The sequence below is a fragment of the Brunnivagina elsteri CCALA 953 genome (genome assembly GCF_002289455.1).
GTDB lineage: Bacteria > Cyanobacteriota > Cyanobacteriia > Cyanobacteriales > Nostocaceae > Brunnivagina > Brunnivagina elsteri.
The window spans coordinates 1-18,030 of the sequence record NZ_NTFS01000091.1; the positions used below are offsets into that span (position 1 = coordinate 1).

The 18,030-nt window shown below is 37.4% G+C and carries 15 protein-coding genes; 9 read left to right on the forward strand and 6 right to left on the reverse strand.

The window, feature by feature from the left end:
- Positions 1-64: 64 nt before the first annotated feature.
- The gene (locus CK510_RS10495) at positions 65-655 is read left to right on the forward strand and encodes a putative endonuclease domain-containing protein (RefSeq protein WP_211293151.1); all 591 of its coding nucleotides are present in this window, start codon (positions 65-67) and stop codon (positions 653-655) included.
- An 86-nt stretch (positions 656-741) separates the two neighbouring features.
- Here CK510_RS10495 and CK510_RS10500 read toward each other — a convergent pair whose 3' ends face one another.
- From CK510_RS10500 to ppsA, 5 genes are all read right to left on the reverse strand, one after another.
- Positions 742-2,043 carry a DNA cytosine methyltransferase gene (locus tag CK510_RS10500; RefSeq protein ID WP_095721653.1) on the reverse strand — a complete coding sequence of 434 codons (1,302 nt, stop codon included), beginning with the start codon at positions 2,041-2,043 and terminating at the stop codon, positions 742-744.
- Positions 2,044-2,196: 153 nt separating this feature from the next.
- The gene (locus CK510_RS10505; protein WP_245912037.1) at positions 2,197-2,910 is read right to left on the reverse strand and encodes a hypothetical protein; all 714 of its coding nucleotides are present in this window, start codon (positions 2,908-2,910) and stop codon (positions 2,197-2,199) included.
- Positions 2,911-3,223: 313 nt separating this feature from the next.
- Positions 3,224-3,733: a nitroreductase family protein gene (locus CK510_RS10510; protein WP_095721654.1), complete on the reverse strand. Its 510-nt coding sequence runs from the start codon at positions 3,731-3,733 to the stop codon at positions 3,224-3,226.
- A gap of 81 nt (positions 3,734-3,814) precedes the next feature.
- Positions 3,815-4,354: a universal stress protein gene (locus CK510_RS10515; RefSeq protein ID WP_095721655.1), complete on the reverse strand. Its 540-nt coding sequence runs from the start codon at positions 4,352-4,354 to the stop codon at positions 3,815-3,817.
- A gap of 98 nt (positions 4,355-4,452) precedes the next feature.
- Entirely contained in the window at positions 4,453-6,906 is a 2,454-nt protein-coding gene (ppsA, locus tag CK510_RS10520; RefSeq protein WP_095721656.1) for a phosphoenolpyruvate synthase, read from the reverse strand.
- Positions 6,907-7,193: 287 nt separating this feature from the next.
- Between ppsA and CK510_RS10525 the strand changes: the two genes are divergently transcribed.
- From CK510_RS10525 to CK510_RS10565, 8 genes are all read left to right on the forward strand, one after another.
- Positions 7,194-8,489 carry an HlyD family secretion protein gene (locus CK510_RS10525; protein WP_095721657.1) on the forward strand — a complete coding sequence of 432 codons (1,296 nt, stop codon included), beginning with the start codon at positions 7,194-7,196 and terminating at the stop codon, positions 8,487-8,489.
- Positions 8,490-8,641: 152 nt separating this feature from the next.
- A complete protein-coding gene (locus tag CK510_RS34245; RefSeq protein WP_342745951.1) occupies positions 8,642-10,975 on the forward strand; it encodes an ABC transporter permease in 2,334 nt (777 codons plus the stop codon).
- Between the two features lie 34 nt (positions 10,976-11,009).
- A complete protein-coding gene (locus tag CK510_RS10540; RefSeq protein WP_095721658.1) occupies positions 11,010-11,516 on the forward strand; it encodes an ABC transporter permease in 507 nt (168 codons plus the stop codon).
- Between the two features lie 29 nt (positions 11,517-11,545).
- The gene (locus CK510_RS10545) at positions 11,546-12,028 is read left to right on the forward strand and encodes an adenosine-specific kinase (RefSeq protein ID WP_095721659.1); all 483 of its coding nucleotides are present in this window, start codon (positions 11,546-11,548) and stop codon (positions 12,026-12,028) included.
- Positions 12,029-12,185: 157 nt separating this feature from the next.
- The gene (locus CK510_RS10550) at positions 12,186-12,677 is read left to right on the forward strand and encodes a host attachment protein (protein WP_095721660.1); all 492 of its coding nucleotides are present in this window, start codon (positions 12,186-12,188) and stop codon (positions 12,675-12,677) included.
- Positions 12,678-12,722: 45 nt separating this feature from the next.
- Complete coding sequence (locus CK510_RS32685) at positions 12,723-13,778, forward strand: hypothetical protein (RefSeq protein WP_211293152.1); 1,056 nt, start codon at positions 12,723-12,725, stop codon at positions 13,776-13,778.
- Positions 13,779-13,792: 14 nt separating this feature from the next.
- Entirely contained in the window at positions 13,793-14,017 is a 225-nt protein-coding gene (locus tag CK510_RS10560; protein WP_095721661.1) for a DUF4327 family protein, read from the forward strand.
- Positions 14,018-14,034: 17 nt separating this feature from the next.
- Positions 14,035-14,478 carry a hypothetical protein gene (locus CK510_RS10565; protein WP_095721662.1) on the forward strand — a complete coding sequence of 148 codons (444 nt, stop codon included), beginning with the start codon at positions 14,035-14,037 and terminating at the stop codon, positions 14,476-14,478.
- Positions 14,479-14,568: 90 nt separating this feature from the next.
- On the opposite strand, the gene CK510_RS10570 is transcribed toward CK510_RS10565, so the two are convergent.
- The gene (locus CK510_RS10570) at positions 14,569-17,235 is read right to left on the reverse strand and encodes a CBS domain-containing protein (RefSeq protein ID WP_095721663.1); all 2,667 of its coding nucleotides are present in this window, start codon (positions 17,233-17,235) and stop codon (positions 14,569-14,571) included.
- Positions 17,236-18,030: the final 795 nt, after the last annotated feature.

Sequence of the window (18,030 nt, forward strand, 5' to 3'; positions counted from 1 at the left end):
CCTCAAGTCATTGCTCACCGTTGTGCTTACCTTAATGGATTAATCTTTGCTCGCTAAATAAAAAGTGGGATGCTCCCCATCTGAAGGAGGCGCAGGTGTTCTTTCTCAACTACTAGAAAAACCACAAGCTTTTCAAAAAATCGCTGATGCAGCACTTGATATTTGTCATTTCAAACAGGAAAAAGAAAGTTGTATCAATGCCTGTTATGAGTGTCTACTATCTTATCGCAATCAATTTGACCATGCAATTATAAATCGTAAAAGTATCAAACCTTGGCTCGATTTATTATTAGAAAGCAGCGTCTATTATGTAGAAACTATTTCCCGCGAAGAGCAATACCAACAACTGCGTCAAAAAACAGACCCAGACTCGGAATTCGAGCGTGTAGTATTAAGCGAAATTTACCAATTGGGGTACAAATTACCTGATACAGCACAGGAATTAATTCCAGAAGGTAACTGTAAACCGGATTTTATTTATAAAGAAGCTCAAATTGCTATTTTCTGTGATGGTTCAGTTCATGATAGTCCTGAACGGAGAAAGCAAGACGGAATCGAGCGAGATAATTTGAGATACAACACCAGTTATACAGTCCTCACACTGCAACACGATGATAATTGGCAAGCGAGGCTAGCAATTTTGGCAAGTTTATAGGATGACAAGCAGTAATTTTACAAGTGAGTCAATCAGTTTTGATGTTGTTTCAAAACCAGAAATATTAAATAGTAGTAGGCGATGGGTTAATTAAGTGGGGGCGATCGCTCGCTACCGACTTTGATATTGTCCCCATCAACCGAATTAAAACCAAGGTAATTTCGTGTTCCTAGCTGTTGCCCGAACGAGCAAAAAATTCTCAAATCAACCGATGCTTCAACGGTTTGCAAATCCAGCACATAGGTAAGTACAAAGCAACTTGTCCCCGTCGAACTTTGTTGCTGTTCTTCCAAATGCGCCCATACCTGAGAAGCGATCGCATAAGCAAGCAATGGAGGAACGCTATTACCGATCGCTTTATGAGCAGCCAACTTAGTTGCCCCAAAATCGAACCAATCAGGAAAACTGTGTAATCTCGCGGCTTCACGAACCGTTATAACCCGCGCATGTTGATAATGGATAGGACGTGCTGCTGTTCGATTCCCACTTCCAGCACGTAATGTCGGGGAAAAACCATCGGCTGACAAACGATAAGCCCAAGTCGTCGGCTCTTTCTCCCCTGTCAGAGTATCACCATATTTCTGCTGAGTCGCTGCCGTGTGCGCTGTTGCTTGAAAGCCGTTAATAATATTTGCGGAGTCTGACGTTGCTTGCCTCCGTTGGCTATATGGAAAGATTTTATCCAAATAACTGCCATATTCGCCCTTTTCGTTTAGTTCCCAGGTGTCGGTTTGAGAATTGATAGGGATATGGCTGAGGTCAGCGTCTTCGACGCTATCGCTGACCTTCGGTATCGCATCCCCCACACTAAACCTTATTTCACTCTCGACAGGTGCATCAATCTCACCAAATTTCGATCCCACCCAAATTGCTCGTTGTCGTTTTTGGGGTACGCCATAATCTGATGCTGTGAGCAACCATTTGGACAGGATGTAGTGTTCTTCGATTAGCACGATCGCATTCCCTGTAATCTCAGAAAACTTCTTCCACTCGATCGCAGGAACGTTCTCCATTACGAACATTAACGGATTGAGTTCCACCACCAGATTGATGAATTTGAGGACTAATTGGCTGCGATCGTCATCAAGTTTTTGCTTACCAGCAACCGAAAAGCCTTGGCAGGGAGGACCGCCTATTACTGCGGCAATTTCTCCGTCCCAATCAAGATATTTTTGTTGAATTATTTCTCTAATGTCTGATGCGGAAATCTCCCCAATATCCCGACATAAAACTGTCGTATCTGGAAAATTAAGTTTATATAATTCTAAAACTTTGGGATTGTTATCGATGGCGATCGCTATCTCAAAACCAGCAGATTGGAAGCCTAAATCCAAACCACCAATTCCACAAAATAAACTGACTACTAACTTCTTATTTTTTGACAACATATTCAGTCAAATAAGTAAGACTTGATTTATCTCTATTTTATAACCATTTCATCATTGTGTTACTATCATTAGTTATTTTGATGATTCAAAATATTTAGTATTTCTAGCTTTTGCTCTTTTGTAACTATCATTCTTCCTGCTTGATTAATCAAATTATTTCATATTTCTCGCTAAAACTTGATTAATTGCCTCTAATCTACGTCGTTGGTCTAAGGCAATGCAATTCCATCGCCAACGTTCTGAAAATATCGAATATTGTTGTAATCTCGTCGTGTAGTAAGTATTTTTTGGGTTAGCGCAAATCGAAAATAAACCCACTCGTGAGCTACCTGCTTCTAATTCTCCATTTCTTCGACGAAACGCTTCAACTCTCGCCCATAAAATAGCTTCTTTCCCTTTTAATCCTTTATTTTGAGCATCAGCATATTTCTTTGGAAAAGAATCAGAAACACGAGGAGATGCTTGATTCCACTGATCTAAATTATTGATGAATGCTTCAATATTTTGTTCTGGATTTATGCTAGAATTTTGAAGCTTTCTAACTAATCGAGGAATGCGACTTCTAGTTCTGCTCAAGCATCCAGCATCTGCATTTACTAAGTTTGTGCCACCCCGACCTTGGTCGCTACAGAATCCGCGATTGACCTTGCGATTTCCAGGGTCAACATGATAGTAATACAACGAAGTTTTTCGTCCGTCAATTTGACAATTCCCCTCTGCCGCGCATATTGCTAGCACACCGACAGAAGAATTATTAGCGAACAAACTATTGAGATTTCCTGAATATGAAGTGCTGAATTCTGAGATATTGTCTATGCTATCTGTCACTAAACTAATCGCTGGTCTACTAATTTGGACTTTGGACAAAAAAGAGTTGTTCGCGTAAATCTTACGCGAACAAAACGGTGATTAATCTTGTTTATAGTTTTCCATATCTTCTATCAAATTTGCTGACTATCGTCATCAATAATTCTGGTAGAAAAAGTAAAATATAAAACAATCTTTTTTGTGATATTACTTATTTGATTTTGTCATAAAATTGTATGCGTATTAATTTCGCTCTTATGCAAGCACGGGCGAAAAAAAGATAGCCACTCCTCTCCCCAATACATAGTAATATCAACTACAAAGTTTATTTGGGGAAATACCAATGGCTATGCAGAAAAATAATTACAATCCATTAATAGCCCTGATGTAAGTATGCACCTTCTTGTGTCGCATCTTTCTGTAACCATTTGAGTGTGGACTCTGGAATATCCCATTCTTGGTAATCGTGTCTATTGCTGTGTCGTTTGGGAATTGCTTGGAATAGCAAGTTTTCATCAGTACTTTGCTGTATAGGATAGCCTAATTCAATACAGGCTAATAAATCGCGATCGTGGAAATCTGGAAAGGTTGTAATTTTACCTGCATAACCAAAGTGATGTAATGCCATACGCAGGTTAAATAAAGTGGTACCACAACTAATAATTAATTCTCGACCTTGGGGATCGGCAATGGGTAAAGCACGAGTTCTGTCAGCATATAAATAAACTGCATCAGAGCGGATTTTGAAATACCAAGGTTGGGTATTGTGGCTAGAAGGTGCAAGTATGGCGTAATTAAGAAGAAACTTTAATTGTTCTGCTTTTGTACTGGTTTTTGGAAAATCCTTTTCTTTTATATTCCAAATATTATTTGTTTTATTCATAATAATTCACCTCAAGACTTGGTAATTAGGGTTCGTTACAGTGACATCAACATTCTAGTTTTTGAGAGAATTATAATTAGATTAAGTTGTTTCGACTTTTTCTATTTCCTTAGATTCTTGCGATTCTCCCGACTTAGTAATAATTTGCCCTTGTACAGTCAGAACTGAACATGGTGCATGATGTAAAACATAATTGCTAACACTACCCAAGAAAAACTCATTCAATCCGCGATGACCACGGCGACCTATGATAATTAAATCGGCATTCCAATTAATAGAAACTTCACAAATAATTTTTCCTGGGTCGCCTAAATTTTGTGTGAATTCTGTAGGAATATCCAATTTAGTAGCTTCATCGCTAAGTATTTTTAAATAATTTAATCCTTGTTGCTTTAATTCTTCCCAAGCTCCCATATAGTAATCGATGTTATTAGCATTAAAAGTTGGATAATAGCTATTTGTATAAATGCCAGCAGAATTAAGATAGCTTTCCTCAAAGGGAGAAAGAACATTAAGCAACATTAAATTTGCATTTGTTGCTTTTGCAATAGAAACTGCTTCGTTAAAGACTTTTTCACTAATGGGAGAATTGTCAACTGCGACTAAGATTTTGTGAAACATAATTATTACCTATTTCTTAATTTTGGATTTCTAGAGATATGATGTAGAGACTGTAGAGATATTAAATGTAACATCTCTACAGTATTTTGTTTGTATTTCTACATTTTTTCTGCTGTAGCAATTTCGAGTAGTGTTTTCAATAAAGAATCGGGATTAAGACTAATAGAATCAATCCCTTCTTTTACAAGAAAACGGGCAAATTCTGGATAGTCGCTAGGAGCTTGTCCGCAAATACCAATTTTGCGTCCATGTTGCTTGACAGTGTGAATTGCTTTAGAAATCATACGCTTGACAGCTTCATCACGTTCGTCGAATAAATGTGCTACTAATCCCGAATCGCGATCTAGTCCTAAAGTTAATTGGGTCAAATCATTAGAACCGATGGAAAAACCATCAAATACCTCACTAAATTCATCCGCAAGTATGACGTTACTCGGTAATTCACACATTACATAAACTTGTAAATCATTTTCTCCCTGCACCAATCCATTTTTTCCCATTTCCGCAAGTACCCGTCTTCCTTCATTGGGAGTTCGGCAAAATGGTATCATTAAAATCACATTTTTTAAACCCATTTCGTCGCGAACTTTTTTCATTGCCTGACATTCTAATGCAAATCCCTCACGATATTTGTCATCATAGTAGCGCGATGCACCTCGCCATCCAATCATAGGGTTTTCTTCGATTGGTTCAAACTGTTTTCCTCCCAAAAGATTAGCATATTCATTACTTTTAAAATCACTGAGACGGACAATTACTGGTTTGGGGTAAAAGGCTGCGGCTATTGTACCGATACCTTGAGCTAGTTTATCAACAAAAAATGCAGTTTTGTTTTCATATTGTGGTGTTAACTCAGCAATTTTGTATTTAGCAAGTTCGTCTTCCAGCTCATCAAAATGTATCAATGCTAAAGGATGAGCTTGGATATGATTAGCAATAATAAACTCCATTCTTGCCAATCCTACACCATCATTAGGCATTGCACTTAAACCAAATGCCTCTTCCGGATTACCCAAATTTATCATAATTTTTGTGCGGGTATGGGGCAATTCTTCTAATAGCGTTTCCTGCACTTCATAGGGCAACAATCCTTGATATACTTTTCCCGTTTCACCTTCCGCACAAGATACTGTAATTTCGTCCCCATTTTTAATTAATTTTGTGGCATTTCCACAACCAACTAATGCCGGAATACCCATTTCTCTGGCAATAATCGCCGCATGACAAACCCTACCACCTGTATTTGTAACGATGGCACTTGCCTTTTTCATTATCGGTTCCCAATCGGGATCGGTACGGTTGGTAACTAATACTTCTCCTGCTTTAAATTGGTTAATTTCATTAACATTTAAAATTACTCGTGCTTTGCCAGAGCCAATCATTTCCCCTACTGCACGTCCAGTAATAATAACTTCGCTATTTTCACTATTTTCACTATTTACTTTCAAATGATAAGAACACAGCACATTTTTTTGTTTCTGCGACTGCACTGTTTCCGGACGAGCTTGAACTATAAATAATTCATTTGTAATCCCATCTTTTGCCCATTCAATATCCATTGGTGTATCCACACCACGCACTTTAGAATAGTGTTCTTCAATCAAACAAGTCCAACGAGCTAATTCAAGAATCTCAGCATCATTGATGGCAAAATTTGTGCGATCGCAATGGGTAACTGGTACATTTTTTGTTTGTTTGGAACCTCCTAAATCATAAATCATTTTAATTTCTTTAGTTCCCAAACGTTTATTCAATATCGGACAATATCCTTGTTTTAATGTCGGTTTAAATACTAAGTACTCGTCGGGATTTACTGCACCCTGAACGACATTTTCACCCAACCCATAAGCTGCGGTAATCAATGCTGCATCTTTAAACCCTGTTTCCGTATCGATCGAAAACATTACCCCGGATGAAGCTAAATCGGAACGCACCATTTTCTGTACCCCAACGGAAAGAGCAACATTAAAATGGTCGAATCCTTTGATTTGACGGTAGGAAATAGCCCTATCTGTAAAGATTGATGCAAAGCATTTATGACATGCTTCCAGAACTGCGGGCAAACCATGAACGTTAAGATAGGTTTCCTGCTGCCCTGCAAAACTCGCATCGGGTAAGTCTTCCGCAGTTGCACTAGAACGAACTGCCACATCCGTATCTACCCCATATTCATCGCATAATTCTTGATACGATCGCGCGATCGCATCTTCTAAATCTTGGGGAAAGGTGGTTTGCAACATTAATATGCGTGCTTTTTTACCCCGTTGACGCAGATTATTTACATCTTCCACATCCAAATCTGCAAATATTTCCCGCAGTTTGCTTTCTAAACTAGCAGTTTTGATAAAGTAGCGATAAGCATGGGCAGTTGTCGCAAAACCCGTAGGAACTCGTATACCCTTTGGCACCAACTCTTGAATCATTTCTCCCAGAGAAGCATTTTTACCACCAACAAGGGAAATATCTGCAATCCCCACTGCTGTAAATGGTAGTACTAATGCTTGTTCTCTTTCGTTGCGATCGATTTGTGGATTTACGAATGTTTCCAGCATGGGGAAATTTCCTTCTACGCATTGATTTGCTGCTACTTAAGAGGGTTTTTTCTGATATTGCACTCTTAAGTCTCACACTCTTGGTTATACGAGGAAAATTTGAGGAAATTGTGAGGATAGATAGCCTATATTATTTTATAAATTTTTGTAATAGAGTATTAGGGTGTTATGCGGACTGCATTAAGCTCCCCTCATCCCTAGCAATTTCCCATCCTCACAAGTTCTTCACATTCAAAATCTAATCTCAAGGTAGAAAGACTCTGTAACATCTACCGAGATTGAGCGCTATGAGTACCCAATTAGTACCCCAACCCCAAAATGAACCAAAACCAGCAATAATCACACTCCCCCAGCTAGAACAACCTCCGCAGATTCCCGAAAAACCCAAACGAAGCAAAAAGCCTTTAATTTTACTTTTGGGTGGTTTGGTAATAGTTGTAAGTATCTCCACGTCAACTTGGTATTATTTACATCGTGCCGTACCTACTGGATTGCAACTTAGTGGACGCATTGAAGGTTACGAAACCGACATCGGTGCAAAAATTCCGGGAAGGGTGAATTTTGTTGCAGTACGGGAAGGTGATAAGGTAACGAAAGGAGAAGTTATTGCTAAGTTGGATGATGCAGAAATTCAGGCACAATTAAGTGGTGCAAGGGCAAAACTTAGCGCAGCGCAGCAACAAGTTCAACAAGCAAATTTACAAATTAGTATTATTGAAACTCAGATAGAGGAAGGGCAATTAAATCTCCAACAATCACAAGGTGATACTAAAGGGAAAATTGACCAATCTCAATCTACTGTAGCAGCAGCAGAAGCACAATTGAGTGAAGCAAAAGCCCAATTAGATGCAGTAATTTCTGCGGCAAAGTTAGCAAAAATGACGCGAGATAGATATGCCACACTTTACCAAGAAGGTGCATATAATAAACAACAATATGACCAAGCACAAACAATTTTAGAGACAGCAGAATCGGCAGTTAAAGCACGTCAATCTGCTGTGAATGCGGCAATAAAACAGGTAAATGTGGCAAAAGGTGCGTTAACCCAAGCCCAAACGACGAGTTTAAATCCAGATATACGTATTAATAAGATTCAGCAACTTCGGAAGCAGTTAAATATAGCAAAGTCTCAATTTATTGCTGCCCAAGCTGATGTGAAAAATGCACAAGCAGCAGAAAAACAAATATTAGCACAAATTGCCTATTTGAATGTAGTTAGTCCGATTGATGGAGTAGTTACGGCAAGAAGTGTTGAACCAGGTGCTGTTGTTGGCAGTGGAAGAACTCTATTAACAGTAATTAATCCCAATACCGTATATTTACGGGGTTATATTCCTGAAGGTGAGATTGGTAAAGTTAAAATTGGAAATATGGCAAAAGTTTGGCTTGATTCTAACTCTAAAAAGCCCTTATCTGCCCGTGTAAGTGCAATTGATACTCAAGCTTCTTTTACACCAGAGAATATTTATTTTAAACAAGATCGAGTCGAGCAAGTTTTTGGTGTGAAATTAAGTATCGATCGACCTGAAGGATTCGCAAAACCGGGAATGCCGGCAGATGCAGAAATTATTTTTGGGGGTTAATTAAACATTAAAATGTCTTTGTTGCTCGTTTGCGTCAACAAGGTTCTGACCCTAAATTTATCCCATTTCCCCGAACTAATTTCCCTTCGTAGTATCCCCTTTTCCTTGGAAGATGCATTTATTGGTATTGTCCAACGCGCTCAGAAATAATTATGAAACGTATTTTAAATCAATGTATCAAAGAATTAACCCAGTTTCGCCGAGATGGCTTAACTGTAGCTCTGGCTTTTGCTTTACCTTTAATAACATTACTTTTATTTGGCTTTGCGATTAGATTAGAAATAAAAAATATTCCCCTCGCAATTCAAGATTTTGACCATAGTTCCACCAGTCGTGCTTATATTGAAAGATTATTTGCAACTAATCAATTTCAACCCGTAGATTTTATAAACAAAATAGATATAAATAGAGAAACCCTAATTAACCCAAATAAAATCATTGATAGTGGTTTAGCAAAAGCAGTCATAATTATTCCTCCAGAATTTAGCGATCGCATTCATGCAGGTAAACAAAGTTCGGTGCAAGTATTAGTAGATGGAACCGATGGAAACAATGCAAGAGTTATCAAAAATAGTATTCGTGCGACAACCAAATTTTTCCTACAAAATCAAGGATGGTTATCTACAAAAAATCGAATTATTCCCCATATTCGTCTGTGGTTTAATCCTGGACGTAAGGAATCCCTATATATTGTACCGGGAGTATTCGCAGTAAACCTGTGGATTTTTCTGTCATTGCTAAGTGCGATCGCAATGGTGCGGGAAAAAGAGCAGGGAACGATATTACAAATTTATTCTACAAGTCTTAGTGCTAGGGAACTTATATTAGGAAAAGCTCTAGCTTACTTAATTATTGGCTTAATACAAGCATTTTTTATAATTATACCGGGAATTATTATTTTTCAACTTTGGTTTGCTGGTGATCCAACTCCATTATTAGTTATTACCCCCATTTATTTAAGCGCTAGTGTTCTTTTTGGATTGTTTATGGGTTGTCGTACCAATACTCAAAGTGCTGCCGTTCAAGCTGTATCAACAACAGGTTTTCTTACAGCTTATTTACTTTCTGGCTTTATTTATCCAGTTGATAATATTCCTTTTCCCCTCTCTTTAGTGTCCTATATTGTCCCCGCTCGTTATTATATTTTGATTACCCGTGATGCATTTGTTAGGGGAACAGGATGGGTAGGAGTATGGCATGTTCCTGTGATATTAATCATGTTTTGTATCTTTTTATTTATTGGTTGCGATCGCATTCTTTCGCGAATGCAATTACCTGAAAATACAAAAACTATGAATTCTAACGTTGCTAATATTTTTACAAAGATAAAACCTTTTGAAAATTTATTTGCTAGTCGTTTTTGGTCACTCATAATTAAAGAAATTAAGCAAACATTAGGTAATAAACAATTAATATTTTTATTAATTTTTCCAGCTACCATCCAATTATTAGTCTTTGGTTTTGCCCTCAGTCCTGATGTCAACAATCTGAAATTAGGAATAGTTGATTACTCTAAAACACCAGCAAGTCGGGAATTAATAGCTGCTTTCACAGAAAATCATATCTTTACAACTAAATATTACGATAATAATCAAAAGCAACTTGCTCAACAAGTCAGAGAAGGAGATATCACGGCAGGACTTGTAATTCCTCCTGAATTCAATCAAAATATTCGACAGGAAAAAGCTGCTCATATTCAAATTTTAGTAGATGCTGTTGATGCTAATACAGCAGGAATTGCCAGTGGTTATGCTTCCCAAATAGTTAGTAACTATAATCAAGTATTAAGTAAAAGATTAAGTGTCAATTTAAGTATAAATAATAATATTACTCCCACATCCCCACTTATAGAGCCACAAATAAATATTCTTTATAACCCAGGATTAATAAGTAGCTGGTTTCTAGTACCAGGAGTATTAGGATTAATTTTAACTTTGATGAGTTCTTTAGTAGCAGCAGCAACCCTTGTCCGTGAAAAAGAATCCGGAACCCTAGAACAATTATTAATGACTCCTGCGTCTGACTGGGAAATTTTGCTAGCTAAAGTTATTCCCCTATTTTTATTATTAATCCTAGATGTTTTCCTCGCATTAGGAATATCTCGCCTAATTTTCCAGCTCCCATTTCGCGGTAGTTTTCCCCTTTTTCTAATCCTTTCCAGTCTGGCTATTTTTGTTGGTATTAGTATTGGACTATTTTTAGCAACTATTTCTCCAACTCAAATTCGCACCCAACTAACAGCCTTTTTTATTAATATGCCACTCAATACTCTTTCCGGTACAGTAACACCAATTGAAAGTATGCCTATATTTTTTCAATACCTATCCTGGTTCAATCCCTTACGTCACTACGTTGCCATTATCAGAGGAATTCTCCTCAAAGGTGTAGGACTAGAAGTATTATATCCACATGCGATCGCACTAGCATTCTTTGCAATAGTTTTATTGTCAATTAGTAGTAATAAATTCCGAAATCAAATGAACTAGATAATTCATGCTGTATCATCAGTTAATAATAATTATGAAACGAATCCTCAATCAATGCCGAAAAGAACTAGTCCAATTTAAGCGAGATAAATTTACAGTTGCCCTTGCCTTTTTTCTACTTCTTGCTGTTTTATTAATCTATGGTTTTGCAATTCGACTGGAAATCACAAATATTGGATTAGCAATTATCAATCATGAGAATAGTCCCCTCAGTCGTAGTTATCTCGAACGTTTATTTGCCACCAATCAATTTAAAGCTGCTCCTTGGATTGGTAAATTACCCACATCTGAATTAGCCACAAGAACAGAAAATACTAAGCATAATATAGACTCCATAGATAAAGGCATTGCTAGAGCAGTAGTAATTATCTCACCTGAATTTTCTAACCGGATTGAAGCGGGAAAATCGACAAATATTCAAGTTATAGTTGATGGTACAGATGTTGCCAATGCTCGTGTAATTAAAAATAGTATTCGTGCTACAAATCAATTCTTTCTCAAAAGTAGTGGTTTACAAACAGGTGTAAAATTAATTTCATAAGTTAATAATCTTCAAAAGCAGGTGATTATATGGAACTAAAAATAATTCAAATGGAAATTCCTCAAGAATATAATATCATTATTGGTCAAGCCCATTTCATAAAAACAATTGAAGACTTGTATGAAATAATGGTAGGGATATCCTCTCAAGTTAAGTTTGGTATTGCCTTCTCCGAAGCATCAGGAGATTGTTTAATACGTGTCGCAGGTAATGATAGTAATCTCGAACAAACAGCAACTAAGAATGCCCAAGCATTAGGTGTAGGTCATAGCTTTGTAATTCTGCTGAAAGAAGCTTTTCCTATTAACTTTTTAAACGCAATTAAACAATGTCCAGAAGTTTGTAATATCTACTGTGCTACAGCTAACCCTGTCCAAGTCATTATTGCCGAAACCGAACAAGGAAGAGGTATTCTAGGGGTTGTGGATGGACTTTCTCCTAAAGGTGTGGAAAGTGCTGATGATGTAGCTGTACGGAAGGGGTTTCTACGACAAATTGGTTACAAAATGTGAACTTATTTATTGATGAAAAGTAATATCTCCGACTTTTGCGAACAGTTAGGGATATGAACCCTCACAAGTTCCTCATATTTATTTGCTAAGTTCAAAATATGAAGATATTCACAAAAGCTATTGTGTAATCTCCAAAAGAATCTTAGGGAGCGAACCAATGAATACATGTTTGGTTGCTATTATTGATGGTGCCAGGGCAAGATTTTTAACGCTTGAACCAATAGAGAATTTGCTCGATGAGTCTAATTGTCATCTAATCGAACATAAAAGACTCTTAAATTCGGCAAAAGAATTACAGGGTAAAGAACTTTGGACAACTACGAAAACAGGGCGAAATCAAGGTGCTGCAAGTCAAGCACATGCATATGATGATGGTCGTGAAAATCATCTTAATGAATATGGGCGACGTTTTGCAAGGGCGATCGCGGATGAAATTATTGAATTTACCCAACGTCAATCAATTCGTCAATTAGTACTTGTTGCAGAAGCACAGACTTTAGGTATTTTGCGCGGTTCCGTTATTCCTTTACTACCCAATACCCTTAATGTTCAAGTAATTACGAAAGATTTGTGTAAACTCAAAGCATCGGAAATACATGAATATTTAGCGGCTAAAAACCTCTTGCCTGCCCATAAAGCTATTTCGTGATATTACTTGTTTTTTGCATACTTATATTTCGGAGGCATTTCTATAATGAACCAACAACAACTCTCCGCTTATCTCCACTTAATTCAAACCCTTCTTATCTGTCCTGATGGAAAAGAGTGGGACATTTTGCACGAACAAGAAGAGCTTGTAAATCCAGAATTTGTGCAATTTATGGAACAAGTTTCCCAACAACTTGCTAGTGATGGGAAATTGGACGCTGCTAAGTTTTTGCGCTATTGGGTGGGGCAATTAAGTAATGTTTTTGTTGCAGCTAAAAATTCTGCTTATAGTGATGAGGATGTTCAAGATAATGATGTCCAAGTTTATTTAAACTTAATTCAATCCTTATTAGACTGTGTGGAAGGAACAGAAGGAGAGATTTTAGCAGCAAATAAAGATTTAGTAGATTCACGTTTTGTCTATTTAATGAGACAAGTTGCACGACAAATAGCTGTAAGAGGGGAAAAAGAAGCAGCGATTTATTTAAGTAGTTTGGCAGCCGAGATTAGTCAAACATTGGTCAAACCAACTAATATTGTCAAACCCAAATTTGACCCAGATACCAGCATTAATTATCCTTCAAGTGGTGATTATATACGTCAATATCCAGAATTTAGTGAATTAATATCTGATTCAAATAATAACTATAACCAAAATGCTCCAACATCTAATTTCGTAGCAACAACCTCAGCCCAACAGGAAACTCTAAAAGATAAAAATCTCAATGGGCAATTGAATACGATTGTGGAATCTTTAAAAGTTCCGACATCATCACCAGCAAATTATCTACAGGAAAAACAGACTTTAGAAATAGCTTCAGCATCTCGAATTGATGAGAAATTGGATGCTATTACTCAGTCTTTAAATAAACTGGAACAAATCATAATTTCGCGATCGCAACCCGTCAATCCCTTGTGGTACATGGATATATTAGAACGCGCTCAATCTGCTAACTGGTTGTTAACTAGCGAAGAAATCGAGCAATTAATTGGAGTAAAGCCTAAATGTGAAGCAGGTAAAGAAATATTTCAACGTGGTTGTTGGATATTTACAAAAGTTGGAAAAATGGGTTTGCAAACTGCATGGAAAGTATCTAAATAAGGGATGTATCTTGTATGAATACTACTGTTAAATATGACTTAGAATTTTTGAGAGAAGAAGCACGTCAACTCGTTAAACAAGGAAAAGTTCAGCGTAACGAACCAATTTATACTTTATGTAAATTTATTCCTGGTCGTGAGTGGGTTTGTGTAGAGATTGAGTTGGAGGAAAATGATTTTCTGCTCCGTGACAAAATTATTGATTTGCTTGGTAACGAGGATTGGAATGAAGATAAATAGTATTATGGTTGATTAACATGTCTTATCACTATCAGCAAAAAATCACATCTCTGTGGAATGTTTTTCTTCTGGGTACATTGTTTCATACCCAACTAGGTTTAATGCCATTATTTCATGGTTTAAGCATTGCTAATCCGAATTTACATGCTAATGAATTTAAAGATGTATCGTCTATTTTGTGGTTAATGTTGCTTTTCTTTGTTATCCCCATATTGGCAATTATTGGTACCAACTTTACGAATTCTCAAGCATATAAAACCGCTCATTTTTATCTGACTATTCTCTATTCAATTCTGAACTCCCTGCATTTGATATTGGATTTAGGAGTAAAACCAATTATCTGGTCGCAAATTACCCTCATGCTAATTTTATTACTTGTTGGTTTATTATTAAACTTTGTCTCATACCAATGGATGGGAGAAGGAACTCATAAAAAACAATTCCATGTTCAAAGAGATTAACATAAGACATCGACCGAATTTAATTATTCGTTCCCAGGCTGGAGGCTGGGAACTAGGCTAGATGAGAGTTTAGGCTTATCTTAGTGCCATTCATCTCTGACTCAATAAGCTGTGTAAGCAGTTTAATACTTCCTGGGCTGTAAAAGGCTTTGCCAAAAATTGCTTGACTCCAGTTCTTGCCACTTTTGCCATTACCTCCGTAGAAATTAATCCGCTCATAGCAATAATTTTTACTTGTGAGTTAAGTTTTAGCAAAGTGTTGATGGTATTTTCCCCATCCATCAATGGCATCATCATATCTATCAATACAACACTAATTTCATTCTTATACTGGGCATAGATCGCGATCGCATCAATTCCGTCCCTAGCAGCCAATATCCTGTAGTTATAAGTTTCCAGAGTTGCTTTGGTGGTTTCTATAATTACAGCTTCGTCATCTACCAAAAGGATTAATTCTCCCCGTCCAGTTGGAATTTCTTGGTTTTCAGGGGGTTGGCTGATTGTACCGTTAGTAGCTGGCAAATATACCTGAAATCGACTGCCTTTGCCTAACTCGCTACGTACAGTAATAAAACCATCGTGATTTTTGACAATCCCAATTGTACTAGAAAGTCCTAACCCTGTGCCCTTGCCCAAATCTTTAGTGGTAAAAAAGGGATCGAAAATTCGATCGATAATTTCTGGGGGAATACCAATTCCCGTATCGGTGATGGTAATGACAACGTAGGCACCAACCTTTGCCTCCATGTTCATTTTGGCATAGTTTTCATCAATCAAGAGGTTGTCAGCAGCGATGGTTAAAGTTCCACCATCAGGCATGGCATCACGGGCATTAACTAACAAATTCATGAATATTTGATGTAATTGATTGCCATCGGCAAAAACTGTGGAAAGATTGTCGGAGATATCTGTTGCGATCGCAATTGTTTTTGGAAATGTACCTTTGACTATTTGCTCAATATCTAAAAGTAATTGTTGAATTTCGATAAAAGAACGTTTTCCTCCATCCCCACGGGCAAAAGAGAGAATTTGCTGAACTAGCTCTGCTGCTCGTTTGGCATTGACTTCTTGCATTTTCAGCAGTTTTTGGGAAGACTCATCGAGACTTTTTATTTTGAGGGGTAATAGTTGAGCAACTGCTAGAATTGGTGTGAGGATATTGTTGAGGTCATGGGCAATGCCACTAGCTAAAGTACCCAGGCTCTCTAAACGTTGGGCATGGTAAAATTGTTGCTCTAATTGTTTTTTCTCGGTGATGTCAAAAATAACCCCATCAATCTGCAAAAGTTGACCATCGGTATCATAGATTGGTTTGCCCTTTTCCCAGCAATAATGAATTTCTCCTCCTCGATCGCGTAAGCGGTATTCGATCTCAAATGGTTGATTTTTTGCGATCGCATCTTTGACTGTGACGATAACTTGCGGTTTGTCTTCCGAAATAATTAGGTGTTCGATAGAGCAAACCTCACCCTGCTGTAAATTATCCCATTCGTAACCAAAGCAGTGCTGTAGCATATTATTAAAGAAAACCATCCGATTATTGTCTGCCGGAAACAGCCTATAAACAATTGCAGGTAAGTTTTCCGCCAGGGTACGATAGGAAAGTTCACTCGAACGCAGGGATTTTTCTATTTGTTGCCTTTCTTGAATTTCTTCTTGCAAAAGCCGATTTGCTTGGGAAAGTTCGGCAGTTCTTTCTTGTACGCGCAGTTCTAACTCTTCATTCGCAGTTTGCAAATTTACTTCTAATTGCTGACGTTGAGCCATTTCAGTCAGTAAACTTTGGTTAATCTGCGTTAATTGTGCTGTTTTTCCTTCTACTTTTTGTTGTAGAATTGCGATCGCACTTGCCATCTCCACAGGGTCGAGTAATTGCAGTAAGTTATCCTGGGTGATAATTCCCAAAAATTCACCTTCTGAGCCAGTTACAACCAATCGACGTACCCAATGAGCTTGCATTTTCTGATGGGCAACCCAAAGTGAATTTTCAGAACTTAAACAAAACAACGGGCTACTCATCACAGTTTCAGCCTGGATTGTTTCTAAATCGAGTTCCAAAGCTTGAAATTGTACAATATCTCTTTCCGTAACAATACCTATGGGTTCGAGATGGCAAGTTTCACTTCTGGGTTCAGCTATCGCTACACAACTAACATTGCGATCGTTCATTAGTCGAGCTAAACTCAACAAAGATGCACTCTTCGGTGCATGAACCGTTTGGGTGTTCATCACTTCCCCAACTCGGCGCATTTCCAGCAAATTTACTGGCTGTAAAACATGACGAATACTGTTATACGTCACAACCCCTAATAATTCACCATCACCGTCTAAAACTGGCAGATGACGAATCCCATGTTGATTTAATAATGCCAGTGCGGTGAGAACGTTTTGAGTATTGGACTGGGTGAGAGTAATAAGCGATCGCGTCATTACTTCTGCAACTGTCAACTGAGATAAATTTATGCCATATGCAGCTAGTTTTACTATGTCTCGCTCGGTAACAATTCCTAGCAATTGTTTTTCTACTACTACCAATACAAAATCACTTTTCTGAAAGCTTTCTGAACTACTATTTGTTGATATATCCAAAGAGACACTACAATTGCTACCTCTTACCTGACTCATAAGGTGAATTACTTCCGCTAATAAAGTATCAGGAGCTACCATCAAAGGTGAGCTATCCATAACTTGCTCTAGTGCGGGCAAGTCAGCTAAACTATTACTAGTGTACGTGTTTTCAACATCAAATAGAGTCATACTTTATTTGGTTAGAAGTTTACAGGCTAAATTCTCAGCTACATCCAAGGATACATATAATTGCAGCTAAAAATACAACTAATTGCATAAGAGTGTTCAAAGTAAAAAAGTGCCCAATTCTCGTGCTGAATGGAGCGAAGCGCAATGAAGCATCTCTGTCTATTACATAGCGACTCAGGATCAACAGTTGGATCATTTATTTCTTGGATTACTCTAAAAGAAGTAAAAAGTATTCTCCGATCTTGTTTACAAACACACTTTAAGGGAACACCAAGAAATAAATTCTCCTTTAATTCTTATTAAATTATTAAAATCTTGTTTTACAGGTAGATTAAAGTACCAAACACCAGTCTAGACAAGAGATTTAGACGTTAATTAGCTTATCTTTAAGGTTTATTTTACAGAAGCTACTTCCCATCTACCCGTAGGTAGTTGACAACACAGGATCATTCATTAGACATCTCCGAAAATTAATTATGCGTTACCCAAAACCCTTGTAGAAACGTAGCAATGCTACGTCTCTACATATTTTCTGGAGATGTCTATTTTGTCGCTTACTCTAATTCCCGCGAGAGGCTTCTCGGATTTAAACGTAGAAGCCTTTTTTCTCGGAATTTACTAAGCGCACTAAATAATTTAACTTTTAATATTGTACTACTATTTATTTACTTGCTTTCTATTAGTGTATAAAATAACTTAGACATTCAAATGTTTTAACTTCCAAAAATTTAAATGTTTGAATCAATACTCGTATTTTAAGCATTTAGATGTTATTTGTCATTTAAACATCTATAC